This is a genomic window from Mycobacterium uberis (assembly GCF_003408705.1).
In the GTDB taxonomy this organism is placed as follows: domain Bacteria; phylum Actinomycetota; class Actinomycetes; order Mycobacteriales; family Mycobacteriaceae; genus Mycobacterium; species Mycobacterium uberis.
Map to the genome: position 1 here is coordinate 1 of NZ_QAYL01000026.1, position 23,605 is coordinate 23,605.

23 protein-coding genes are annotated in these 23,605 nt (G+C 57.3%); 13 read left to right on the forward strand and 10 right to left on the reverse strand.

Annotated features, from left to right (window positions below; translation table 11 throughout):
• Nucleotides 1-673: 673 nt before the first annotated feature.
• Entirely contained in the window at nucleotides 674-862 is a 189-nt protein-coding gene (locus MUBE_RS18445) for an arylamine N-acetyltransferase (RefSeq protein ID WP_243633053.1), read from the forward strand.
• A 1,558-nt stretch (nucleotides 863-2,420) separates the two neighbouring features.
• Here MUBE_RS18445 and ipdE2 read toward each other — a convergent pair.
• From ipdE2 to fadD3, 4 genes are read right to left on the reverse strand one after another with little or no spacing between them, the layout of a single operon-like run.
• A complete protein-coding gene (ipdE2, locus tag MUBE_RS12815; protein ID WP_116540823.1) occupies nucleotides 2,421-3,374 on the reverse strand; it encodes an acyl-CoA dehydrogenase IpdE2 in 954 nt (317 codons plus the stop codon).
• Nucleotides 3,371-4,306: an acyl-CoA dehydrogenase family protein gene (locus MUBE_RS12820; protein ID WP_116540824.1), complete on the reverse strand. Its 936-nt coding sequence runs from the start codon at nucleotides 4,304-4,306 to the stop codon at nucleotides 3,371-3,373. Before MUBE_RS12820 ends, ipdE2 begins: the two co-directional genes overlap by 4 nt.
• A gap of 8 nt (nucleotides 4,307-4,314) precedes the next feature.
• On the reverse strand, nucleotides 4,315-5,451 hold the full coding sequence (locus MUBE_RS12825) for an acyl-CoA dehydrogenase family protein (protein WP_116540825.1): 1,137 nt from the start codon (nucleotides 5,449-5,451) through the stop codon (nucleotides 4,315-4,317).
• 1 nt (nucleotide 5,452) lies between these two features.
• Nucleotides 5,453-6,997 (reverse strand): 3-((3aS,4S,7aS)-7a-methyl-1,5-dioxo-octahydro-1H-inden-4-yl)propanoate--CoA ligase FadD3, encoded by a 1,545-nt coding sequence (gene fadD3, locus MUBE_RS12830; protein WP_116540826.1) that lies wholly within the window; start codon nucleotides 6,995-6,997, stop codon nucleotides 5,453-5,455.
• Between the two features lie 83 nt (nucleotides 6,998-7,080).
• On the opposite strand from fadD3, the gene ipdE1 reads away from it, so the two are divergent.
• Genes ipdE1 through fadA6 form a run of 4 tightly spaced genes read left to right on the forward strand, consistent with a single transcriptional unit; the run spans nucleotide 7,081 to nucleotide 10,833 of the window.
• On the forward strand, nucleotides 7,081-8,229 hold the full coding sequence (ipdE1, locus tag MUBE_RS12835) for an acyl-CoA dehydrogenase IpdE1 (protein WP_116540827.1): 1,149 nt from the start codon (nucleotides 7,081-7,083) through the stop codon (nucleotides 8,227-8,229).
• Nucleotides 8,226-9,014 (forward strand): (5R,7aS)-5-hydroxy-7a-methyl-1-oxo-2,3,5,6,7,7a-hexahydro-1H-indene-carboxyl-CoA reductase, encoded by a 789-nt coding sequence (gene ipdF / locus MUBE_RS12840; protein ID WP_116540828.1) that lies wholly within the window; start codon nucleotides 8,226-8,228, stop codon nucleotides 9,012-9,014. The genes ipdE1 and ipdF overlap by 4 nt, the downstream gene beginning before the upstream one ends.
• 54 nt (nucleotides 9,015-9,068) lie before the next feature.
• Nucleotides 9,069-9,665 (forward strand): TetR family transcriptional regulator KstR2, encoded by a 597-nt coding sequence (kstR2, locus tag MUBE_RS12845; RefSeq protein ID WP_116540829.1) that lies wholly within the window; start codon nucleotides 9,069-9,071, stop codon nucleotides 9,663-9,665.
• A 19-nt stretch (nucleotides 9,666-9,684) separates the two neighbouring features.
• A complete protein-coding gene (gene fadA6, locus MUBE_RS12850) occupies nucleotides 9,685-10,833 on the forward strand; it encodes a steroid 3-ketoacyl-CoA thiolase FadA6 (RefSeq protein WP_116540848.1) in 1,149 nt (382 codons plus the stop codon).
• Between the two features lie 50 nt (nucleotides 10,834-10,883).
• Here the strand turns inward: fadA6 and ipdC are convergent, their stop codons facing one another.
• The 4 genes from ipdC to echA20 are packed head-to-tail and all read right to left on the reverse strand — an operon-like array spanning nucleotide 10,884 to nucleotide 14,341.
• Nucleotides 10,884-11,960: a (3aS,4S,5R,7aS)-5-hydroxy-7a-methyl-1-oxo-octahydro-1H-indene-4-carboxyl-CoA dehydrogenase gene (gene ipdC, locus MUBE_RS12855; protein ID WP_116540830.1), complete on the reverse strand. Its 1,077-nt coding sequence runs from the start codon at nucleotides 11,958-11,960 to the stop codon at nucleotides 10,884-10,886.
• Nucleotides 11,957-12,709 carry a cholesterol ring-cleaving hydrolase subunit IpdB gene (ipdB, locus tag MUBE_RS12860; RefSeq protein WP_116540849.1) on the reverse strand — a complete coding sequence of 251 codons (753 nt, stop codon included), beginning with the start codon at nucleotides 12,707-12,709 and terminating at the stop codon, nucleotides 11,957-11,959. Before ipdB ends, ipdC begins: the two co-directional genes overlap by 4 nt.
• Before the next feature lie 4 nt (nucleotides 12,710-12,713).
• Nucleotides 12,714-13,601: a cholesterol ring-cleaving hydrolase subunit IpdA gene (gene ipdA / locus MUBE_RS12865; protein ID WP_116540831.1), complete on the reverse strand. Its 888-nt coding sequence runs from the start codon at nucleotides 13,599-13,601 to the stop codon at nucleotides 12,714-12,716.
• Complete coding sequence (gene echA20 / locus MUBE_RS12870; RefSeq protein ID WP_116540832.1) at nucleotides 13,598-14,341, reverse strand: (7aS)-7a-methyl-1,5-dioxo-2,3,5,6,7,7a-hexahydro-1H-indene-carboxyl-CoA hydrolase; 744 nt, start codon at nucleotides 14,339-14,341, stop codon at nucleotides 13,598-13,600. Before echA20 ends, ipdA begins: the two co-directional genes overlap by 4 nt.
• 68 nt (nucleotides 14,342-14,409) lie before the next feature.
• Here echA20 and MUBE_RS12875 point away from each other — a divergent pair, with 68 nt between their 5' ends.
• From MUBE_RS12875 to MUBE_RS20525, 3 genes are all read left to right on the forward strand, one after another.
• Nucleotides 14,410-15,189 carry an SDR family oxidoreductase gene (locus MUBE_RS12875; RefSeq protein WP_116540833.1) on the forward strand — a complete coding sequence of 260 codons (780 nt, stop codon included), beginning with the start codon at nucleotides 14,410-14,412 and terminating at the stop codon, nucleotides 15,187-15,189.
• Between the two features lie 27 nt (nucleotides 15,190-15,216).
• The gene (locus MUBE_RS12880) at nucleotides 15,217-16,134 is read left to right on the forward strand and encodes an SDR family oxidoreductase (RefSeq protein ID WP_116540850.1); all 918 of its coding nucleotides are present in this window, start codon (nucleotides 15,217-15,219) and stop codon (nucleotides 16,132-16,134) included.
• A 366-nt stretch (nucleotides 16,135-16,500) separates the two neighbouring features.
• The gene (locus tag MUBE_RS20525) at nucleotides 16,501-16,677 is read left to right on the forward strand and encodes a hypothetical protein (protein ID WP_116540834.1); all 177 of its coding nucleotides are present in this window, start codon (nucleotides 16,501-16,503) and stop codon (nucleotides 16,675-16,677) included.
• Between the two features lie 277 nt (nucleotides 16,678-16,954).
• Here the strand turns inward: MUBE_RS20525 and MUBE_RS12890 are convergent, their stop codons facing one another.
• Both MUBE_RS12890 and MUBE_RS12895 read right to left on the reverse strand, forming a co-directional pair.
• Nucleotides 16,955-17,341, reverse strand: a complete 387-nt coding sequence (locus MUBE_RS12890) for a DUF8021 domain-containing protein (RefSeq protein WP_116540835.1) — start codon at nucleotides 17,339-17,341, stop codon at nucleotides 16,955-16,957.
• Between the two features lie 8 nt (nucleotides 17,342-17,349).
• Entirely contained in the window at nucleotides 17,350-18,513 is a 1,164-nt protein-coding gene (locus MUBE_RS12895) for a steroid 3-ketoacyl-CoA thiolase (RefSeq protein WP_116540836.1), read from the reverse strand.
• 167 nt (nucleotides 18,514-18,680) lie between these two features.
• On the opposite strand from MUBE_RS12895, the gene MUBE_RS12900 reads away from it, so the two are divergent.
• The 5 genes from MUBE_RS12900 to MUBE_RS12920 are packed head-to-tail and all read left to right on the forward strand — an operon-like array spanning nucleotide 18,681 to nucleotide 23,604.
• Nucleotides 18,681-19,934, forward strand: coding sequence for a cytochrome P450 (locus MUBE_RS12900; protein WP_116540837.1), 1,254 nt, complete (start codon nucleotides 18,681-18,683; stop codon nucleotides 19,932-19,934).
• 16 nt (nucleotides 19,935-19,950) lie between these two features.
• Complete coding sequence (locus MUBE_RS12905; RefSeq protein ID WP_116540838.1) at nucleotides 19,951-21,099, forward strand: acyl-CoA dehydrogenase family protein; 1,149 nt, start codon at nucleotides 19,951-19,953, stop codon at nucleotides 21,097-21,099.
• On the forward strand, nucleotides 21,084-22,247 hold the full coding sequence (fadE29, locus tag MUBE_RS12910) for an acyl-CoA dehydrogenase FadE29 (RefSeq protein ID WP_116540839.1): 1,164 nt from the start codon (nucleotides 21,084-21,086) through the stop codon (nucleotides 22,245-22,247). Before MUBE_RS12905 ends, fadE29 begins: the two co-directional genes overlap by 16 nt.
• On the forward strand, nucleotides 22,244-23,206 hold the full coding sequence (locus tag MUBE_RS12915; RefSeq protein ID WP_116540840.1) for a bifunctional MaoC family dehydratase N-terminal/OB-fold nucleic acid binding domain-containing protein: 963 nt from the start codon (nucleotides 22,244-22,246) through the stop codon (nucleotides 23,204-23,206). Before fadE29 ends, MUBE_RS12915 begins: the two co-directional genes overlap by 4 nt.
• Complete coding sequence (locus MUBE_RS12920) at nucleotides 23,203-23,604, forward strand: MaoC family dehydratase (RefSeq protein WP_116540841.1); 402 nt, start codon at nucleotides 23,203-23,205, stop codon at nucleotides 23,602-23,604. Before MUBE_RS12915 ends, MUBE_RS12920 begins: the two co-directional genes overlap by 4 nt.
• The last annotated feature ends 1 nt before the right edge of the window (nucleotide 23,605 follow it).

Below are 23,605 nucleotides of genomic sequence, written 5' to 3' on the forward strand. Positions count from 1 at the left end.
CTTAGTCCACGCTCCTGATTTCGGGTAGAACAGTTCAAACGCTATGGAGACCCTACAGGTGGAAAGGAACCTCCCGCCTATCGCGTAACCCTCACACAAAAATCGTTCCCGGCTTTCGTTGTCGATGTGCGGTAGCACCATCTTGACCGCTACGTTTCATCAGCGTCTTTTCATAGAAACGGTAGATCATCCCGGCTCCGCCGCGAGCCACTTGACGCGCACTCTATAAATCCGGCAGAGGCCAACTCCGCAGCGATCTCGCTCAGTGCAGACGCGGAACCGTTGATCGTTGATCTTTAACCCAATGTCTGCGCGCTCAGCCTTTCGTGCGAAAGTACGGTCCAGTGAGCTTAAGCGTAAGTGAATAGGAATGATCTGGTGTACGTTAACGATCGTTGTCAAAAGATAAAATTTAGTGCCACCAACAGGAGGACGGTATCGTTCGTTGCTAGCCGGGTTGTGACGATGCCACGAAGAAGAGCTTAACCGGAGCCACTTTATGGTCAGTCAGAATGAGTTTTATGACAGTGGATCTGGCCGGAAATTTCTACCGCATCAACTATTGTGGAGCTATTGTACTCAGCCTGGATCTGCTGCAGGACTTGGCTACTGTTCATATTTGAACCGTTCCGTTCGAGAACCGGAATCCGTTCCTGGAGTACCTGTCGACGACTTGAGTCGCCGGGGTGGCTATTGCTACGCGCATAACGAGTTGCTGGGCTACGTGTTGGCAGAAATTGGCTTTCAGGTGCGGCGCTTGGCCAGTCGGATGGTTGGGATATCCACGCCGGATGCGCTGCTGCTGGCGCAGAGGCGAACAGTATTGGTAGTGACATTCCTGGCGTCCAGGGGCTGTACCTAGTAGAATTAGGCTCTAGTGGCTAAAAGCCTATATTACTCTTTCATCTAGGAACCGGTAGTATCCGACAGGCGACGCATGAACCGTACCGAATTGATGATCGGGGCGATAGTCTGGTGCTGTAGATTTTGGTCTGTGGCGGATAGCAGGCGCTCTACGAATTCATTATGCAGACCCGGCTACAGATCGATCTGAAGGTGGGAAGTTAGTTTATCTAAAACCACCTTTCGTCACATTTTGTGACCAGTCTGACCGCTACAATAGTGATAGACGATGGGCTGTGGAACTTGTTTGACAGAAGCCTAGCCATCCATAGTGCCAGCGAGAAGGAGAAAATCCACTTTGACGACGCGGCCGCGATTGTTGACCTCTGCATTACCAGTTTGTAATCAATTTTGGAATCCACGTTGAAGATATTAGCGCTTTCAATGTCCTTGAAGCACAAATAGATAAGGTTAGCGATATGCATCCGCGTTACCGAGTGGTAAGCCAGGTCATGATTCGCCGAAGAAACTCTAATCGATATTGTTAGTCGGTCCAGCGAATGCCAGCCAGAAGAACGAACAGCTGCGTGTGGTATCGAAGTCAATATCACCCATAGCTATAGCAAAGACTATGTAGAACAGTAACTTGAAGCAAAAAGTTAAGAGAGTCTTTGATGGACTCTCGAACTTCTGCGTATATGTAGAACGCACCGTCTATAGGTGCCAGCCGGTTGATGACGATTCCGCGCAAACCGTCGAGTAGAAGCGAGCGGTTGACACTTTAGTGGTGTAGATTGCGGTCAGCTTCGGTGGTTACCTCTCAGGGGTGAAAACCGTCACCTCCGCAATCTGCTACAGCGCAAGTGAGTAGATCGTGAGGCTACCCGTCAGGAAGTCCATTGTCTAGTGCCTCTCTGGTGCTATCAATAGCTAACCCAGCCTCTATCCAGTCATCGCGTGGTACTTAGAAAATCTATTTATTAACAAAGTATTTCGTTGTTTAGCTTTAAGAGAAGCTAGTTTGCGGCGCTCCTGCGTATACCAGGCTGTGGTATAGCTTTGCCGCTGATAAGCTGAACATCAAAGATCTCACCCCAGGACGCGATTGTCTCGAGCTCCATTGGTAGGATTGCAATTCCAGTAGGGTTGGCCGGTCTATAAACGATAACGCCTCGCCCCGGCGGATCGAACTGGTTCAGCGTCGGAGCGATGGGCTGAAATCCCGTCTCGGGTCCGCATTAGATGGCCACTACCTCGCTATCCCAATGTTGATAAGATGTTCCGATAGCACGGGTATCTGTTACTGAACAACACCACTTGATCGCACAAGTCAAAGCAAACCAGGGAAGCCATCAGGAAGGAAACCATTGTTACAACCACTGCGTCGGAATCGACAGTGATGCAGTGCCGGTGCTGTTAATCTGCAATGATCGCAACGCGTAGTTCGGGGACACCCAGCATGAAGCTATAACTTAGTTAGTTGAGGCGCATGGCGACATTGGCAGCTCTGCTGCCGCCAGCAAAACGTCCATAACATAATAATCGAGATATGCTAACGCGCAGTGCAACAAGGTCATTCATTGTTGGATCACTTCAGATTCCAGTCGGCGCAACAGCGCGCGTGGCGAGTCGAGCAGCTGTGCACTGGCATGTGCGCGTTTGAAATACAAGTGCATGTTGTGTTCCCAGGTGATCGCAATGCTGCCGTGTAGCTGTATGCTTTCAGCGGCCACGGTACACAATGCTTCGGTGGCTGCCAGGCGAGCAGCAGCGGCGTTGGTGGGCGTTGGTGTGTTGCACGCGTCTGAGACCACGGCGTGGGCTGTCGCGATTGCAACGTACAGATCTGCCATTCTATGCTTAAGTGCTTGAAAGCTACCGATCGGACGGCCAAATTGAACCCGGCTTTTGGCGTATTCTATGGTCAGGTCCAGACAGCGTTCAGCCGCGCCTATCTGCTCGGCAGCCAACAGGATGGCTGCGGCATCAGCGATGCCGGGGTCGGTACCGATCGCTTTGGTCTCTTCGGGCCGCACTCGGGCCAGCCGGCGGGTGGGGTCCATGGCGGCGACTGGCTGTGCGCTGAAGCGGGTCCACCTACTCAGTTGCCCGTCCGAGGCGGCGACGACGACGTCAGCGATGTCTCCGTTGACCACGTAATCGGCATCGAGCACAAGCGCGCCGATAGAGGTCCCCTCCGCGAGGGACTCCAGTGTTTTGGCATCCGGCTCAGCAGCGGCCAGAAGCGCTAGTTCCGCCAGTGTAGTGCCCAGCAACGGTGAAGGCGTCAGAGTCTGGCTTAGTTCCTGCAAAACAGTTGCGGCATCTGCTAGTTCGCCTCCTGCTCCACCCAACTCCTCGGGTATAACTAACGCGGCGGCGCCCACCTGTTCACATAAGAGTTGCCACAGCGATTCGTCGTAGCCGAGATCCGAGTCCATCGCCTCGCGCACCGCCGCAGTGCTTGCGTGCTTGGTTACCAGCGCGGCGACGGTCTCCCGAAGCATCTGCCGTTCTTCAGTCATACTCAAAGCGCCTCCAGCACGCGGCGTCGATGCTCCTCGGGAGTACCCCACGCTGATCGCAATGCTTGCACTCGCAGCAGCCACAGCGACAGGTCATGTTCAGCGGTGAAGCCGATAGCGCCGTGGGTTTGTAACGCCGAGCGAGCGGCCAACAGGCCAGCTTCGGCCGCAGCGGCTTTAGCCGCACTGACGTCGCGGCTAGCTAGCGATAACGCTGCGCCATATACTAACGGGCGGGCCAGTTCGATCGCGATGTGCACGTCTGCGAGCTTGTGTTTGATCGCTTGATATGAGCCGATCACCCGGCTAAATTGCGTCCGCTGTTTGGCGTAGTCGACAGCGGCATCCAGCAGCGCCTCGGCGGCACCAACTAGTTGTGCGGCAGTGGCCAGCACACCGAACTCGTAGGCACGCTTGACGTTTGCTTGCCAGGATGCACCGCTGGGTGCCACGTCGTATAGGTGGCGGCTGGGATCAACGGACTCATGGTAGTCACCGACGGTGGCTTCGGTGACACCACTACTGGTTGCCAGCAGCACCAGCCCGGCCGCCGCCGCGTCAACTGCGCGTGGCATCTGTGGCGGCATTGCGACGGTGGTGATGAGCTCGCCGGACGCCAGGTTCGCGCAGCGACTGTTGTTGGCAAGTAAAATCGGTGCTACGGCAATAGACTCGGCCACCGGCCCCGGGACACACCAACGCCCGAGACGTTCGAGCGCAACCACGAGATCGATTGGATGGGCATCGGGGCCATCAAACTTCTCAGGAACCGCCAACGTGGTGACACCAAGATCGGTAAGCCGTTCCCAGACTTTACGCCCGGGTGCGATGTTACCGGCGGACCAGGCGCGGACCGCACCAGGCAGGTCCACAGTGCCCAGCGCCGCGTCAATGGTGGCCGCGAAGTCGCGTTGCTGATCGTCTAGTTCGAATCGCATCGTGTCTTCTACCCGTCTTTTTCTCGGGGCAGGCCTAATAGCCGCTCTGAGATTATGTTGCGTTGGATTTCGTTGGTACCGGCATAGATCGGGCCGCCCAGTGCGAACAACAGGCCGTCGGCCCACGGGCCAGCGAGCTCTCCGTCGGCGCCCAGGAGGTCAAGAGCTGTCTGATGCAGTTGTACATCGAGGTCGGACCAGAACACTTTGGTGACCGAGGACTCTGCCCCCAGTTTTCCGCCGGCGGTTAGTCTGGTTACCGTTCCGAAGGTTTGGAGTCGGTAGGCCTGCGCCTTGATCCAAACATCGGTCACTCTGTCGGCGAAAGATGCTGGCGAACCGTTATCCTTCCACAATTGTACCAATCGTTCGGCGGAGGCCAGGAAGCGGGCCGGGCTGCGCAGTGACATTCCGCGCTCGTTACTCGACGTGCTCATTGCCGTCCGCCAACCGTCGTTCGGAGTGCCGATGACGTCGATATCAGGGACGAAGACGTCATCGAAAAGGATCTCACCGAACCCGGTATCGCCACCAAGTTGGACAATGGGTCGCACCATGACACCTTCGGCTTTCAGATCGAACATGAAATACGTCAGCCCGTTATGGCGCTCCGCTGCGGGATCGGAGCGAAACAGGCCGAATCCCATTTCGGCAAACGGTGCCCGTGAACTCCAAATTTTCTGCCCGTTGAGCAGCCATCCGTGGTCCGTCTCGGTTGCGGTGGACCGCAACGATGCCAGGTCGCTGCCGGATTCGGGTTCCGACCATGCTTGGGACCAGATCTGTTCTCCACTGGCCATTTTGAGCAGTATCCGGTCTAATTGCTCTTGGGAGCCGTGTGCGAACAACGTCGGCGCCAGTATCGAGGTGCCATTGGTGCTAGCCCGTCCGGGTGCTCCAGCGCGGAAGTACTCCTCTTCGAACACCACCCAGTGCAGCAATGGCGCGTCGCGGCCACCGTACTTCTTTGGCCAAGTAATCACAGAAAGGCCTGCATCAAAAAGTACGCGGTCCCAACGACGGTGTTGTGCAAAGCCTTCGGCGTTGTCGTAGGATTTCGTCGGGATCAATTTAACGTTAGCCGATAGGAATTCACGCACCTCAGCTTGGAAGGCTAGTGTCTCTTCGTCTAGTTCCAGGTCCATTTCAAGACATTCCTTGCAGTTGTAGTTTGATAACCTTGCCGCCGGCATTGCGTGGCAACGTGTCAACGAACCGTACTGACCTCGGTGCCTTAAAGTTCGCTAAATGCTCACGGGCATAATCGATCACAGATTTTTCGTCAATTGTCGAGCCTTGCCTGGCTACCACGAATGCTCGGCCAATCTCTCCCAGGCGCTGGTCGGGAACTCCGACTACCGCAACATCGGCAACTCCGTCCATCCGGGCCAGTACCTGTTCGATTTCGACGGGGTAGACATTGAATCCACCGCAGATGTACATGTCCTTTAGTCTTCCGGTAATTCGCAAGTTTCCGGCCGCATCGACGGCTCCGATATCGCCAGTGTGTAGCCAACCTTCGGCATCGATAGCCGCGGCAGTCGCTTCCGGGTCGTCTAGGTAGCCCAGCATGACGTTCGGCCCGCGCAGCAACACTTCACCGGCTTCTCCGTCGACCGCTGAGTCGATGCGCAATTGGAAGTCAGCGAACGGGCGACCGCAGGTAGTGGCGACTGTTACCATGTCGTCGTCGGCGCGGCACATGGTTCCCATACCGTTGGCTTCGGTCAGACCGTAGGCGGTCAACACGGTGTCGATGTCGAGTTCGGACTGTATACGTTCCATCAGCACCACCGGCACGGTAGTCGCTCCGGTCACCGCGAACCGTAGCGAACTTAGGTCGTAGTCACTGCGGGCCGGGTGATCGAGCAGGGTCTGGTAGATGGTGGTCGGCCCAGGCAGCACCGTGATGCGGTGTTGCTCGATGGCCTGCAGTGCGCGCAGCGGGTCGAATGTGAGGTGTGGGATCAGCGTCGCACCGGTTTGTAAGCAGGCCAAGATGCCGGCTTTATAGCCGAAGTTATGAAAGAACGGATTGATGCACAGGTAGCGGTCTCCGCTGGTGATTTCGCCGCAGGCGGCCCACGCCGCCGAGCCCGACAGCGATTGCCGGTGCGCGCACAACACGCCTTTGCTGCGGCCGGTGGTGCCGGAAGTGAACAGGATGTCGCTGACGTCGTCAGGCGCGACGGCGGTAGCGCGTTCCGTTACGGCAGCGATGGCACTCGGTTCGCGGCCCTGGGCCATGAAGTCGTCCCAGGTTCCATCGTTTGTTTCTACCGGAACCCGGACAATGTGCCGCAACGCCGGCAGAGCAGCGCGATCTAGTTCAGCCACCCGGTCGGCGTCGAGGAACTGGCCCATCGCGAACAGTACCGGCGTGTTGGTGCGGGCGAGGATGTCAGCGGCTTCCTCAGCTGTGTAACGGGTATTGACAGGTACCAGCGTGGCACCGGCGTGGTGGATCGCGAGACACGCTACCACCCAGTGCCAGGTGTTGGGCGACCAGATTGCTACCCGGTCGCCGGGCGCGACGCCGAGTGTGATCAGTGCCGCGGCGGCTCGGTATACCTCGTCACGCAAGGCGGCTGCCGTGAAACATCGGTCGTCGGTGATCAACGCGTCGTGATCAGGAAGCGCACCCACGAAACGATCCAGCACCGCAGGCACGGTATAAGGACCGTTTGTCATCGCATATTCCTCCTCGCGCCGCTACGCGGTGCGCATCGTCACCGTGCTACAAAGCAAGTGCTTGGTAGGTTAGTCTACAGGTCATGCAGGATGTCGAAGAGTTCCGGGCGGAAAGTCGTCACTGGCTCGCTGACAATCTCGTGGGCGAATTCGCAGCCCTGAAGGGGCTCGGCGGGCCGGGACGCGAGCACGAGGCGTTCGAGGAGCGTTGGGTTTGGAATCAGCATCTGGCGGCGGCCGGACTGACGTGTCTGGGCTGGCCGGTCGAACATGGTGGGCGAGGTTTGTCGACTGCACACCGGGTGGCATTCTATGAGGAGTACGCCCGCGCCGACGCGCCGGCCAAGGTTAATCACTTTGGTGAGGAACTGCTGGGGCCCACGCTGATCGCATTCGGGACGCCCAAGCAACAGCAGCGTTTCCTGCCGCGCGTACTTGATGTCACTGAGCTGTGGTGCCAAGGGTATTCAGAACCCGGCGCCGGCAGTGACCTGGCGAATGTGTCGACTACGGCCAAGCTTGAGGGCGATCAATGGGTGATCAACGGTCAGAAGGTCTGGACGTCTTTGGCGCACCTGTCGCAATGGTGCTTCGTGATCGCGCGCACCGAGAAAAACTCCAAGCGGCACGCCGGACTGTCGTGCCTGCTGGTGCCGTTGGACCAGCCTGGAGTCCAGATCCGGCCAATTGTCCAGATCACTGGTACCTCGGAGTTCAACGAGGTGTTCTTCGACGACGCCTGTACCGACGTCGGCATGGTAGTCGGTCAGCCTGGCGATGGTTGGCGGGTCGCGATGGGCACACTGACTTTCGAGCGCGGAGTCTCGACTCTAGGGCAGCAAATCGTTTATGGTCGTGAGCTTTCCAGGCTGGCTGAGCTCGCACAGCGCAATGGTGCTGCGGATGACCCGTTCATCCGGGAACGACTGACCCGGTCCTGGGCCGGATTGCACGCGATGCGTTGCTATGCTCTGGCTACCATGGATGTCGAGCAGCCTGGCCAAGACAACGTGTCAAAGCTGCTGTGGGCCAACTGGCACCGCGGTCTGGGTGAGTTGGCGATGGATGTGATCGGCAAACCCGGCATAACCTTGGCCGACGGCGAGATGGACGAATGGCAGCGGCTGTTTCTATTCACCCGGGCAGACACCATCTACGGCGGTTCCAATGAGATCCAACGCAACATTATCGCCGAGCGGGTGCTCGGTTTGCCCCGGGAGGGTAAGGGATGAATCTGTATGTTGCGCCGCAAGAGGTTGCTGGACACGGGATTTTGGACAGAAAGGTAGTGGTCGTGACTGCAGCCGCCGGAACCGGAATCGGCTCTGCCACCGCACGACGGGCCCTAGTTGAGGGCGCCGACATAGTGCTCTCTGACCATCATGAACGACGGCTGAAGGAGACCGCCGCCGAGCTGTCGGCACTGGGACTGGGTCGAGTGGAAAGCGTGGTGTGTGATGTGACGTCCACCACCCAAGTCAATGTCCTCGTCGCGTCGGCCATCGCCCGGATGGGTCGCATCGATGTGCTGGTCAACAACGCGGCGCTGGGCGGGCAAACTCCGGTGATCGACATGACCGACGATGAATGGGACTGCGTTCTAAACGTGACGCTTACCTCGGTGTTCCGGGCTACCCGCGCGGCACTGAGGTATTTCCGCGACGTGCCACACGGAGGGGTGATTGTCAACAATGCCAGCGTCCTTGGCTGGCGCGCTCAGCACTCGCAGTCGCACTATGCAGCCGCCAAAGCTGGGGTGATGGCGCTGACCCGATGCAGCGCAATGGAAGCCGTCGAATACGGAGTCCGGATCAACGCGGTCTCACCCAGCATCGCACGCCACAAGTTTCTGGACAAGACGACCTCGACAGAGCTACTCGACCGATTATCCGCCGGCGAGGCGTTTGGGCGTGCCGCCGAGCCTTGGGAAGTGGCGGCTACAATTGCGTTCTTAGCCAGTGATTACTCTAGTTACCTCACCGGTGAGGTGATCTCCGTATCCAGTCAGCATCCGTAACTATAGCTCTATCTTCAACTCGCCGAGCAAGCGCTTGGTTGATATCCTAACTATGTGGACCGAGTGACCTGTCAGGCGAACAGCCGACGTGACGAGTTACTGAGGCTCGCTGCTGCCATGTTTGCTGAGCGTGGCCTGCGGGCCACTACCGTCCGTGACATTGCCGACGGTGCCGGCATCCTGTCGGGTAGTCTGTATCATCATTTCTCCTCCAAGGAAGAGATGGTCGATGAGCTGCTGCGCGGGTTTCTAAACTGGCTTTTTGCCTGCTATCGCGAGATTATGGACAGCGAGACCAATCCGCTGCAGCGGTTCACGGGTCTGTTTATGGTGTCATTTGAGGCGATCGAGCATCGGCATGCGCAAGTTGTTATTTACCAGGACGAAGCTCAACGGCTGTCATCGCAGCCGCGGTTTTCCTATATTGAGGATAAGAACCGACAACAACGCAAGATGTGGGTCGAGGTGCTTAGTGAAGGCATAGACGAGGGCTACTTCCGGCCTGACCTCGATATTGACCTGGTCTACCGTTTCATCCGGGATACCACCTGGATGTCGGTGCGCTGGTATCAACCCGGCGGATCTCTTACCGCAGAGCAGATAGGTCAGCAGTATCTCGCCATCGTGCTTGGTGGAATCATGGCGAATTGATCTGAAGAAGGAGTATGATGTGCCCGAGGCGTACATCGTGGAGGCTGTGCGTACCGCGGTCGGTAAGCGTGATGGATCTTTGGCCAAGGTACATCCGATTGACTTGGGGGCCACTGTATTCTGCGGTCTGCTCGAACGTGTCGACGTGGACCCTGCCGCTGTTGACGACGTAATCGTGGGCTGTGTGGATGCTATTGGAGGGCAGGCAGGTAACATTGGCCGGCTGGCGTGGTTAGCGGCGGGTTATCCGGAGGAGGTTCCGGGTGTCACCGTCGATCGACAATGCGGGTCCGGCCAACAAGCGATTGCATTTGGTGCACAAGCCATTATGTCGGGTACGGTGGATGTTATTTTGGCCGGCGGTATGCAAAGCATGAGCCAGATCCCCATCGCATCGGCGATGGTGGTCGGTAGGCAGTTCGGCTTCACCTCTCCGACCAGCGAATCGGAGGGCTGGCTTCAGCGTTATGGTGATCAGGAGATTTCCCAGTTTCGGAGTGCTGAACTTATCGCCGAGCGGTGGAATCTGTCTCGCGAAACGATGGAGCAATACGCACTGAACAGTCACGAGCGTGCCTTGTCGGCAATCCGGGCAGGGCGTTTCGACGACGAGGTTATCGCAGTCGGCGACTTCTGTATCGATGAGGGGCCGCGGGAGACAACGTTAGAGAAGATGGCAGGACTGAAGACCCTTATTGAGGGCGGTCGGTTGACTGCTGCGTTGGCCAGCCAGATCTCCGACGGCGCTAGCGCGGTATTGTTAGCTTCTGAGCAGGCTGTCAAAGATCACAAGTTGACGCCACGGGCCCGCATTTACCACATCAGTGCGCGTGGGGCCGACCCGGTATTCATGCTCACCGGACCCATTCCCGCCACCCGCTACGCGCTGGAAAAGACGAGGCTGTCCATCGAGGACATCGACACCGTCGAGATCAACGAGGCATTCGCGCCGGTCGTGCTGGCCTGGCTTAAGGAGATCAAGGCTGACCCAGAGAAGGTCAACCCTAACGGCGGAGCGATCGCCCTCGGCCATCCGCTGGGTGCCACTGGGGCCAAGCTGTTCACCACCATGCTCCATGAGCTGGAACGTACCGGTGGCCGTTACGGGCTGCAGACAATGTGCGAGGGTGGCGGTACCGCCAACGTCACGATTATTGAGCGGTTGTAGCTCTTTTCCGCCGAGTGCGGACTACAGGATGGTCTGTTGTGTCTCAGGATTCACAGTCGACGGTCGATTAAGGTTCCCGCAGTCTGCAAATGCTCGATCGCGTCGCGGACAATCGATTCGATCAGCTCAGCGCATGACGGTAGGTCATCGAGGATGCCGGCCACCTGGCCAGATGCCAATACCCCAGCCTCAATATTGCCTTCAACTAACCCGGCTTTCAACAACATCGGGGTATTGGCCGCCATCACCAGCTGAGACCAGGTCAGCTTCTTGCCGTGGCGCATTGCCAAGCTATCGCGGACCATCGACCGCCAAGTCATTTGTGATAGCTTCTTGAATTTTGCGGCATTGCGCAACGCAGCACTGAAACCTTGTATTCGCGAGTCACTTTCCAACTTCTTGACCAGCCTGGTGTGCAGTACACGATGTGGTATGCCATCGACTCGGGTGGTGACTACCGTCCCATCTAGCTGCGTATCCAGATAGCGGCGTTTGACCGCATTGGGCACGGTGGAGTCCGAGGTGAGAAGGAACCTGGTGCCCATCGCTACGCCGGCTGCCCCGTAAGACAGCGCCGCCGCCAATCCGCGTCCGTCGAAAAATCCGCCCGCCGCAATTACCGGGATGCCACTGCCCTGCAAGGCGTCCAGTACGGATGGCAGCAATAGTGTCGTTGCGACAGGACCGGTGTGACCGCCTCCTTCGCTGCCCTGCACGATCACCGCGTCGGCGCCCCAGTCAGCGACCTTGCGCGCATGTTTAGCCGAACCGATTGACGGGATAGCAATCGTTCCAGTGTCTTTCATCCTGGCTATCAATTCCTTTTTGGGTGTCAGTGCGAACGACGCCACTTTCACACCCGCGTGAAGTATCAGCTCTACGCGGTCGGCGGCGTCGGCGGCGTCAGCGCGGATGTTGACACCGAACGGCTTGTCGGTGGCGGCCTTGACCTTTCCTATGGCGGTTTCCAGTTCGTCTAGGGTCATGGTGGCGGATGCGAGGATGCCGAGTCCACCCGCGTTGGCCGTGGCCGACACCAGCCGGGCGCCGGACACCCAGCCCATCCCGGTCTGCACCACCGGATGCTCGATGCCCACCAGTTCGGTTAGTGGCGTTCGTAACTTCATGACCGTAACTCTCTGTCCCGCAACGATTTAGGGTCGATAACCTCGCGGATCAGGCGTAGTTCTTCTTCGGTCGGCGACCTGGTTTCGTCGGCCGCGTCGAGACCAGAAACCTCGAACGAGGTGGCCTCGCGGACTTCGTAGCGCGACACCCCAGGGTGCAGAGCCAAGGCCCGCATCGTGTGGTCGGGACCGCTGAAATCGAACACGCCGAGATTGGACACCACCCGATACGGGTGGGCGAACCGGAACGCGGGATTGTTGGTGTCCAACTTATTATGGCCGATGCCGCAGACAATGTCGACGGCTTCGCAGAACACCCGCTTCGAGTGATTGCCGACCCAGTAGCTGGTCGTGTGGTTGATCGCGTTGCCGGGTGCACCACGAACGCCAAACATCTGCCGTGTGGGGTGTTGCAGCGGCCCTAACGCCGAGAGATTCTGGTTGCCGAAGCGGTCAATCTGATTGGCGCCCATGACGACATGGCGTCGGCCCCAGGCCAATGTCTCGAAGACCCGGTCAAACGGCATCCAGCCTTCAACCTTAATTGGTCCTTCGGCTGTTCCTAGCGCCGGGGTATCAGCCAGCAGCTGTGCCTCACCATCGGTGAGTAGAATGTCGGGAGAGAAAGTAAGACGCGCTAGCCGGGCTCCAATGGAAGCCATGTTCGTCATCGGGCTAACCATAATTTCGCCCGCATCACGGAACAATTCGGCGCAGGCGACCGCACATATTTCTGCTCGACTGCTCACTATCTCACGCACGATAGGTCTCTTGATTGAAAGTTCCTACGGCTAAGTGGTATTCGTCTTCGCTACCCGATAGGTAGGTGTGTCTGAACCGCTGCCAGCCCTTTTCCGTCGCTGCCGCCTCAGCGTAGTGCCGCTGGAATTTTTCGTCGCGATCATAGTCTGGTGCGGCGGTGGTGAAATGAGCGCCACCAGGTGCTTCCACGACGGTGTCGACCATCATCCGGTTTACTAGTAGCGCTTGCGGCGGTACCGCCTCGATCAGCTTCTGGGTGGGTACTATACGCTCCACCGATAGGAAGCGCTTTTTCGCAGCCATCAGGAAGAGATCGTCGAAGTACGGGTCGATGCCAGTGTATGCGGCATTGCCTTGGCTGTCACCAAGATTGAGGTGGACAAAGGCGGCGTCAAGGTACAATGCCGGCATAGCAATCAGCGTCTCGTATCCGTCACCGGGCACCGGGTACGGCGAGCGAACGGTAGCCAGCTCACCCTCCCAAAAGTCTGGTACCGAGCTACCAAGTCCAGCGCGGATCGGCAGGAACGGCAGCCGCTGGGCTGCCGCCTGCAGCCCGCAGCGTAGCATGCCCTCGTCCATTTCTCGGGCTTCAATTGTTCCGCTAGTGCGCGCCTTGGCGAACCATGGGTCGTAGTATGGCGGTGAATCCAGAGAGACGAACCCGTAGTAGACGCGCCTTACTTTGCCGGCAGAGCACAGCAGTCCTAGGTCAGGGCCACCGTAGGTGACTACCGTTAAGTCCGTTAGGTCGGTGCGCAGTATGGCGCGTATGAATGCCATCGGCTTGCGTCGTGAACCCCAGCCACCGATACCGATAACCATGCCGTTGCGCAGTTGCGCGACGGCATTGTCGATGGTAGTTCGCTTGTCGCTCACGATTTCTTAACAAAAGCATTGCGGTACTCATCGGACACACCAGCGAGGTTGAGTTCGAAGGTAAAGCTTTGCTCCATACGGTAACTCGAGTTAACGCGTTGTACGTCAATAAGATTCAGCGCTTCTTTGGCAGCACGAATGACCCGAGTGTCCTTGTCAGCGATGTTGCGAGCTACTCGTAGTGCGGCCTCATCGAGTTGATCTCGGGGGACTACCTCGTGCACCGAGCCGAGATGGTGCAAAGTGGCGGCGTCTACGGTGGCTGCAGTGAAGAACAGTCGTCGCATCATGTGCTGGGGGACTAGTCGCGACAGATGGGTGGCCGCCCCGAGTGCGCCGCGTTCCACCTCCGGCAGCCCGAAGGTAGCGTCGTCGGCTGCCACGATGACATCGGAGTTGCCGACCAGACCAATCCCGCCGCCGAAGCAGAATCCATTCACCGCAGCGATCACCGGCACCGCGCACTCGTACACCGCGCGGAATGCGGCGAAGCAGCCGCGATTGGCGTCGATCAGTGCTGTGAAGCCTGTAGTTTGCTGCATTTCCTTGATGTCCGCACCGGCGTTAAACCCGCGCCCTTCGGCCCGCAGGATCACTGCGCGGGTATCGGGTCTGTCACCGACAGTCGTAACCGCGTCGGCAAGTTCGAACCAGCCGTGTGATGGGATCGCGTTAACAGGTGGGTAATTGACGGTGACTGTGGCAATGCCCAGCTCAGTGGTGCTGGATGTTATGGGCAAGGTGCCACCTCCCTGGGGAGTTACGGGCTAACTATATTAAGCAAGCACTTGCTTGGTAGGCTAGCACAGTGACTCGTGCCAAAGGAGCCAACGCTATCAATTTGGGACTTGCTGGGCGGGTAGTTTTGGTCACCGGTGGCGTCCGGGGTGTGGGTGCGGGTATCAGTTCGGTTTTTGCCGAGCAGGGCGCGACCGTGATCACCTGTGCACGACGAGCCGTCGAAGGTTTGCCGCATGAGTTCCATGTCTGCGACATCCGCGACGAGGACTCGGTGGCTCGGCTTATCAGTGCAATCGCTGAACGATACGGACGCCTCGACGTGTTGATTAACAATGCCGGAGGATCCCCGTATGCCTTAGTAGCTGAGGCCACGCACACTTTTCACCGTAAGATTGTAGAACTCAATATGCTTGCACCACTGTTAGTTTCGCAACATGCAAATGTATTGATGCAAGCGCAACCTAGCGGTGGGTCGATTGTTAATATTTGCAGTGTCAGCGGTCGTCGTCCTACCCCGGGTACGGCTGCTTACGGGGCCGCCAAGGCGGGTTTCGAAAATCTCACTCTCACAATGGCGGTTGAATGGGCTCCCAAGGTTAGGGTTAATGCGCTAGTGGTCGGCATGGTGGAAACCGAACAGTCGGAACTTTTCTACGGTGATACTGAGTCGATTTCCCGGATTGCTGCCACCGTGCCACTAGGGAGACTGGCTAAACCGAGCGATATAGGCTGGGCTGCAGCGTTTTTGACGTCTGATGTGGCTTCATATATCAGCGGCGCCACGCTGGAGGTACACGGAGGTGGTGAGTCGCCACCGTATCTTGTCGCTTCCAGTGCCAACAAGTAATTCAGTAACACGTAAGGAGCAATGGGTATGGGCGTGGTCGACGGTCGTGTAGTCATTGTCACCGGAGCGGGTGGTGGTATCGGTCGCGCACATGCGCTGGCTTTCGCGTCAGAAGGTGCGATGGTGGTGGTCAACGACATTGGGGTTGGCCTGGATGGATCGCCCACCAGCGGTGGCAGCACCGCGCAGAGTGTGGTAGACGAAATCATGGCAGCAGGTGGGACAGCCGTCGCCGACAGATCCAACATCGCTGATTGGGGCCAAGCGGCCCGGATGATTCAGACGGCTGTAGCTACTTTTGGTGGCCTGGATGTTCTGGTCAACAATGCCGGTATCGTGCGAGACAGGATGATAACCAACACCAGTGAGGAGGAATTCGATGCCGTCATCGCAGTGCACCTCAAGGGCCATTTCGCCACGATGCGGCACGCTGGCTCGTACTGGCGGGCACTGTCCAAAGAGGGCAAAATCGTTGATGCACGGATTATCAATACCAGCTCCGGTGCCGGCTTACAGGGCAGCGTTGGACAGGGGAACTACAGTGCCGCTAAGGCTGGAATTGCGGTGATGACGCTGGTTGGCGCCGCAGAACTGGGTCGGTATGGGGTAACCGTCAACGCCATCGCACCGTCGGCCCGAACCCGCATGACCGAGACTGTCTTCGCCAAGATGATGGCAAAATCGGCCGAAGGATTCGATGCGATGGCGCCTGAGAATGTGTCGCCTCTGGTGGTATGGCTGGGTAGCACCGCATCCCGTGGCGTGACCGGGAGGGTGTTCGAAGTCGAGGGTGGCATCATCCGTGTTGCCGAGGGCTGGGCGCATGGCCCTCAAGTTGATAAGGGCGCGAGGTGGGATCCCGCCGAACTAGGGTCCGTTGTCACCGACCTGTTGGCCAAATCACGGACGCCGGTTCCAGTTTACGGGGCCGGTCCGCGGTTGTAAGTAGCCTCGTTCACGCTCTCGCCGCTACGGAAGAGCGCGAAAATAGCAACGCCCTTGAACCCGCTACACTTAATTGGTTTTCCTATGATGGTTGGGATCTCGCCGACCGTGCGGTCGGCGAGACGGCAGCAAAAAGCCTATCAGAGGCCTGGAAGTGGTTAGATCAGTCGATAGTCGTGTGGAAAGTCGGCCCTTGACGTCGAGTCGGGGGCAGGCCTATACGATAGGACGACCGACACGGTAGATGCGAGCTTCAACAGGGGGAGTGAACGATTGGTTCTTCGCTTGACTACCAAGATTCAGATTAACAGCTGGCGTTTTCTGCTTCGTTGACTCGAACATGCCACCGTGTGGCGATACACTCGGATGTTCGACGATCTGCTACTGCCTTACAGGCTGTCAGCCGCACTCGGCATGGTGCTTGCGCTAATGTTCGTTGTCGGCCACTGGATTCTTAGTCTACTAAGCCAGTGGGCAAACTGGGCAGCAGCAGTTTTCGTTGACCAAACGACTAACCAACTGTATGTGATGTTGTCGGTGTAGCTACATCCGATCTATAATCACACCTCGGTACGGTTGATGTTGGGTAATCTAGCCATTGTCACATGCCCTGGGCTAAGTAAGTTTTCCGTCAGCCAGGCTATTGGGACCCCCGGTTCCCTCGGTCGTGGTCAACAATGCTACCGGTGCCTTTTGAATCGGGTCGCCGAACTTTCGATTGCTGTGGTGATAGATCCAGGTGTTTACCCGGGACGCTCACTCGATCACGGTGTCGACTCAACGTGAATTAACTTTTGCAGCTTTTCCATCACGGGTATTCTTAGCGATAAATGAATGGTTTGAAGCGAGCCTTGATGTGGTGGATTTCGGCTTTCCCACTTGGACTTTCGGCGGGAATCAGGAAGGTTTCGTTCACTCGCGCAGCAAGTCTGCTGCCGCAAAATGCCATCTTCGTCAATACGTCATATGCTGCGTGGATCTCATCGCCGATGACTTGGTAATGTGGTGGCGTTGTGTCGGCGATGACCCAGTACTGAGGTCCGCGACTCAGGCTGCGCCGCAAGTGATTTCCGGAAAATCCGTTCTTGACGCCTTGCTCGACTCGAGTACACTGTATTGCGAACGGGACGGTTTCCCCGTTGTGGCTGACGAGTGCGTCGATGTAAGCTTGGGCAGCAGCGATGCGGCTTTCCTCGAAAACGATCATCGTTCGTGCTAGATCCGCTCGATGATGGTGCCTGTGGACAAGGCTCCACCCGCGCACATAGTGATTAGTGCGGTGCTCTGGTCGGTGCGTTCCAGCTCATGCAGCGCGGTGGTAACCAGCCTGCTGCCGGTGCAGCCTACCGGGTGGCCTAATGCAATTGCTCCGCCGTTGACGTTAACCTTGGTCATGTCGGGATTGTGCACCTGTGCCCACGACAGCACAACCGATGCGAACGCCTCGTTGATCTCGACGATGTCGATGTCACCGATCTTCATTCCCGTCTTCTCTAGCACCTTGGCGGTTGACTGTACTGGCCCGTCCAGATGATAGTATGTCTCCACCCCAATCAACACTTGACCAATGATTCGCGCCCGCGGTCGTAATCCGATGGACTTGGCTTTCTGCTCATCCATCCACAAAACCGCGGCCGCGCCGTCGGAGATCTGCGATGATGTGCCCGCAGTATGGATACCTCCGTCGAGCACCGGTTTGAGCTGGCTTAAGCCCTCCATGGTGGTGTCTCGCAGGCCTTGGTCGCGGGTCACCACGTGTCGTTGTATAGTGGGCTGCTTCTGCTCGTCTAGTACTGGAGCCTCGATCGGCGAGATCTCCCGATCGAAAAGGCCTTCGTTCCAAGCTCGCTTAGCGCGTAGCTGAGATTCGAAGCCGAACGCGTCGATCTCTTCGCGGGTGATGCCGCGACGCTTGGCGATCCGCTCGGCGGCCTCAAACTGGTTCGGCATGTCAATGTCCCACGACTGTGCGTGAATGAGCGAGCGGTCTGGACCCGCGTTGGTCCCCAGGCCCACTCGGCTCATCGCCTCGATGCCGCAGGCGATACCGATGTCGATAGCACCAACAGCGATTAACCCGGCGATGAGATGGTTGGCTTGCTGGCCGCTGCCGCACTGACAGTCGACGGTGGTTGCACCGACGTGCTCAGGCAATCCCGCGGTCAGCCATGCCGTTCGGCTGATGTTGTTTGACTGTTCGCCAAACTGCGTTACGCAACCGCCGACAATTTGCTCGATGTCGCCAGCATCGATACCGACCTTGTTGACCAGCGCTTTTTGTACTGCTCCAAGTAGCTCAGTGGAATGCAGCCCGGACAGCCAGCCATTGCGTTTGCCGATCGGGCTGCGAGTCGCTTCAACGATTACCGGGTTACCCATGACATGCAGGTTAGAGCACGTTTTATTGCTCCGACAAGCGAGGACGTGTCGGTATCTTTAATATCTGTGTTGAAGGCATGTTTTACTGGCAGTACAGCGCCACTAGGAGAGCTAGCGTACTTCAACTGGCCAGCCGGTAAGGAAACTGTCAGTAAGGAGAATGTAGCGTGCCCCGTCCGAATCTTCCACCCAGGTTCGACCTGACGGATCCTGACATATACGCTTTGCGGATACCGGTCGAAGAGTTTGCCGAGTTGCGTGCGTCCGCACCAATCTGGTGGAACGAACAGGCTCCCGGTACGGGCGGAGGCTTCCATGACGGCGGTTTCTGGGCGATCACGAAACTTGACGACGTCAAAGAGGTGTCGCGCCGCAGTGACGTTTTTTCTAGCTGGCAGAACGGGGTAGTACCGCGGTTCCACAACGAGATAGCTCGTGAGGATATCGAGGTGCAGCGGTTCGTCATGCTCAACATGGATGCGCCGCACCATACCAGGTTACGCAAGATCATTTCTCGCGGTTTCACGCCGCGAGCAGTTGAACGTCTGCACGATGAACTCAACGATCGCGCTCAAAAGATCGCCAAGGCGGCGGTCGCCGCGGGTTCTGGAGATTTCGTCGAGCAGGTGTCGTGCGAGCTGCCGCTCCAGGCCATTGCGGGTTTGCTGGGTGTACCGCAAGAGGACCGGGGCAAGTTATTCGAGTGGTCGAACCAAATGACTGGCCACGAAGACCCCGAGTACGCCGATATAGATCCGAAGATGGCCTCGTTGGAGTTGATCACCTACGCAATGAAAATGGCCGAGGTAAAGGCCAAGAATCCCGGCAATGACATCGTGACCGCGTTGATCGAAGCCGACATCGACGGTGGAAAGCTCTCCGACGACGAGTTTGGCTTCTTTGTGGTGATGCTCGCCGTCGCCGGCAACGAGACCACCAGGAACTCGATTACGCAAGGCATGATGGCGTTCGCTGATCATCCAGACCAGTGGGAGCTGTATAAAAGGGAGCGTCCGGAGACTGCCGCCGATGAGATCGTCCGTTGGGCTACCCCGATCACCGCTTTCCAGCGCACCGCGCTGGAGGATTACGAGTTGTCCGATGTGCCGATAAAGAAAGGTCAGCGGGTGGTGATGTTTTATCGATCGGCCAATTTCGATGAAGAGATCTTCGGAGACCCCTTCACCTTCAACGTTCTGCGCAACCCCAACCCGCACGTCGGCTTTGGCGGCACCGGGGCGCATTATTGTATCGGCGCTAATTTGGCCCGGATGACGATCAACCTGATCTTCAACGCAATAGCCGACCACATGCCCGACCTGAGGCCGATTTCGACGCCAGAGCGACTGCGGTCAGGCTGGCTCAACGGTATCAAGCACTGGCAGGTTGATTACACCGGGAAGTGCCCGGTGGTTCGTTGATGGGTTTAAAGACTAGATGGACTTCGAGCTCACCGCGACGCAGCAGGCTGTCGCCGACGTGGTTACGGCAGTGCTGGACCGGCATTTGGATCCGGCGACGATGGGGGCCGTGTCTTGGCCCGAGCAGCAGCCGGGCAAATTGGATCCGGTCTGGATCACGCTAGTGCAGGGAGGCATAACGGCTTTGCCTATCCCGGAACGTCTTGGCGGTGACGGTGTGGGCATACCTGAGGTCGGGACGGTACTGACTGAAGTGGGCCGCTACGGCGCTGTCACACCGGCGCTGGCGACGTTGGGACTTGGTGTGGTGCCGCTCCTCGTCCTGGCTTCGACGGAGCAACAGGACCGGCACTTGGCCGGAGTCACCACGGGGGGACTGTTGACAGCAGCACTCAATGAGCCTGGTTCGGCGTTGCCGGATCGGCCTGTTACCAGCTTCGTGAATGGGCGGTTATCGGGCATCAAAGTCGGTGTTATGTATGCCGAACAAGCGAATTGGATGCTGGTGACAACCGATTGCGCGGTTGTGTTGGTAGCACCGGGCGCCGATGGTGTACAGCTGACCAAGACACCGACCTCGAGTCGTTCGGACGAGTACACCGTCGAATTTACCGAGGTTGAGATCGCTGATTCGGACATTCTGGTGGGTGCAGTAGCGCACCGGGTCAACCAGCTGGCGCTAGCAATGATGGGTGCTTGCGCTAACGGGCTGGTCGCAGGGGCGCTGCGGCTCACCGCTAACTACGTGGCCAACCGGCGACAATTCGGTAAACCGTTGTCGACCTTCCAAACCGTTGCGGCGCAACTCGCCGAGGTCTATATCGTTTCGTGCACTATAGATTTGGTGACAAAGTCGGTCATTTGGCACCTGGCTGAAGGCGGTGAAACCGACCCTCAAACGGATCGTGATCTGGATGTTCTCGGGTACTGGATAGCGTCACAGGCACCATCGGCGATGCAGATTTGCCATCACCTACACGGGGGCATAGGGATGGACATTGCATATCCGATGCACCGCTACTATTCGACGATCAAAGATCTGACCCGACTGCTAGGCGGACCCTCTCACCGTCTCGACTTGGTGTCGATCGCAAGCATGGCAAAATCGGTTGCGGCGGGTCGCCACCCAGATAATTCGGCGGGAGCGCAATGTTCATTGAACTGACTGTCGAACAGCAACAGCTGCAAGCCGAGCTACGACGATACTTTTCGAATCTGATTACGCCCGATGAGATCAAGGAGATGGAGAAAGATCGGCATGGAACCGCATACCGCGCCGTGATTCGGCGGATGGGGCAGGACAGCAAGCTCGGTGTCGGGTGGCCGAAGGAATTCGGCGGACTTGGATTCGGTCCGATCGAGCAGCAGATCTTCGTTAATGAGGCCCATCGAGCCGACGTACCATTGCCTGCCGTGACGCTACAGACAATCGGACCTACTTTACAGGTGTATGGCAGTGATATGCAGAAGGAGAAATTCCTACCAGCGATTTTGGCGGGGGAGGTACATTTCGCGATTGGTTACACTGAGCCAGAGGCTGGAACCGACTTAGCGTCGTTGCGTACCAACGCGTTTCGCGATGGTGATCACTATATTGTCAACGGTCAGAAGATCTTCACAACGGGTGCGCATAATGCTGACTATATCTGGCTAGCTTGCCGCACTGATCCGAAAGCCGTTAAACACAAAGGAATTTCTATCCTAATCGTGGACACTAAAGACCCAGGTTACTCTTGGACGCCGATCATTCTGTCCGACGGTGCTCACCACACTAATGCTACGTACTACAAAGACGTGCGAGTACCGGTCGATATGCTGGTCGGTGAAGAAAATGGCGGATGGCGCCTGATCACCACCCAGCTCAACAACGAGAGGATGATGCTCGGTCCTGCGGGCCGCTTGGCTGGGATTTACGATCGGGTAAGCGCATGGGCGTCTAAGCCAGGTGGTGACGGTGTCACTCCGATCGATCACGACGATGTCAGGCGTGTACTTGGCGAGATTTATTCGATCTGGCGGATCAATGAACTGCTTAATTGGCAGGTAGCAGCAGCTGGTGATGACATCAACGTAGCCGATGTTGCAGTGACGAAAGTATTTGGTACAGAGCGTGTTCAGTATGTCGGAAGGCTGGCCGAGGAAGTTGTTGGCAAGTACGGTAACCCTGCTGAGCTCAACACCGCCGAGTTGCTGGGCTGGCTAGATTCGCAAACTAAGCGTAATTTGGTGATCACATTTGGTGGAGGCGTGAACGAAGTTATGCGTGAGATGATTACTGCCTCTGGTCTTAAGGTACCGAGGGTACCGAGATGAGCGGGGTCGCCGAAATTCGAGAAGCTGTCACGCAGATCAAGGCTGTGGGAAACAGTAAGTCGCGGTTAGCCCGTGATCCGGTGAATCGCCCGATGATCAACAACTGGGTTGAGGCAATCGGCGATCGCAACCTCATTTACGTGGATGATGCTGCGGCCCGTGCCGCTGGTCATCCAGGAATTGTTGCTCCCCCAGCTATGATTCAGGTGTGGACGATGGTTGGCTTGGGTGGAGTTCGTCCGAAGGATGATCCTTTGGTATCCATGATCAAGCTGTTTGACGATGTCGGCTACATCGGCGTGGTTGCTACCAATTGCGAGCAAAAATATCATCGCTATCTGCGGTCTGGTGAGCACATTAGCGTCAGCAGCGAGCTCGGCGATGTCGTTGGTCCCAAACAAACTTCACTAGGCGAAGGTTGGTTCATCAATCAGCACATCGTCTGGCAAGTCGGTGATGAAGATGTGGCCGAGATGGATTGGCGCATACTTAAATTTAAGCCATGTAACGGTTATGCGTCGCGGGATACAGTACCCACTGACCTAGATGTCGGCACCATGATGCGACCGTCGGTGTCGCGCGACACTGCTTTCTTTTGGGAAGGCGTTAAGGTGCATGAGTTGCGAGTGCAGCGGCTTGCGGATGGCGGCCTGCAGCACCCTCCGGTGCCGGCGATCTGGCAAGACAAGGCTGCACCGATCGACTATGTGGTGGTCAGCGGAAAGGGCACGGTGTTCAGCTTTGTTGTACACCATGCACCTAAGGTGCCAGGCCGCACACTGCCTTTCGTTATCGTCTTGGTGGAACTAGACGAGGGTGTGCGTATGCTGGGCGAGCTTCGTAACGTCGATCCTGCTGTGGTGGAGATCGGAATGCGAGTTCGCGCGGCCTATATCGATTTCCCCGTCAGTGATAGTGGTCCGGAGTGGACACTCTACTTTTGGGAGCCCGACTCATGAGCCTGAGCCCTGTTAAAGTTGGCACCACGTTGCCTGAGCTGAAGATCTACGGTGACCCCACGTTCATAATATCAACCGCGTTGGCTACCCGGGACTTTCAGGATGTGCATCACGATCGTGACAAGGCTCAGGCTAAGGGATCCAAGGACATATTCGTAAATATCCTCACCGACACCGGGCTGGTGCAACGTTATGTCACTGACTGGGCTGGTCCGTCGGCGCTGATCAAGTCTATTGGGCTGCGGTTAGGGACGCCTTGGTACGCCTACGACACGGTGATTTTTTCCGGTGAGGTGATTGCGGTCAGCGACGGGTTGATTACAGTAAAGGTATTGGGTAGTAACAGTCTTGGTGATCACATTATCGCGACCATCAAGCTGACGATTCAGGATTCCTAAT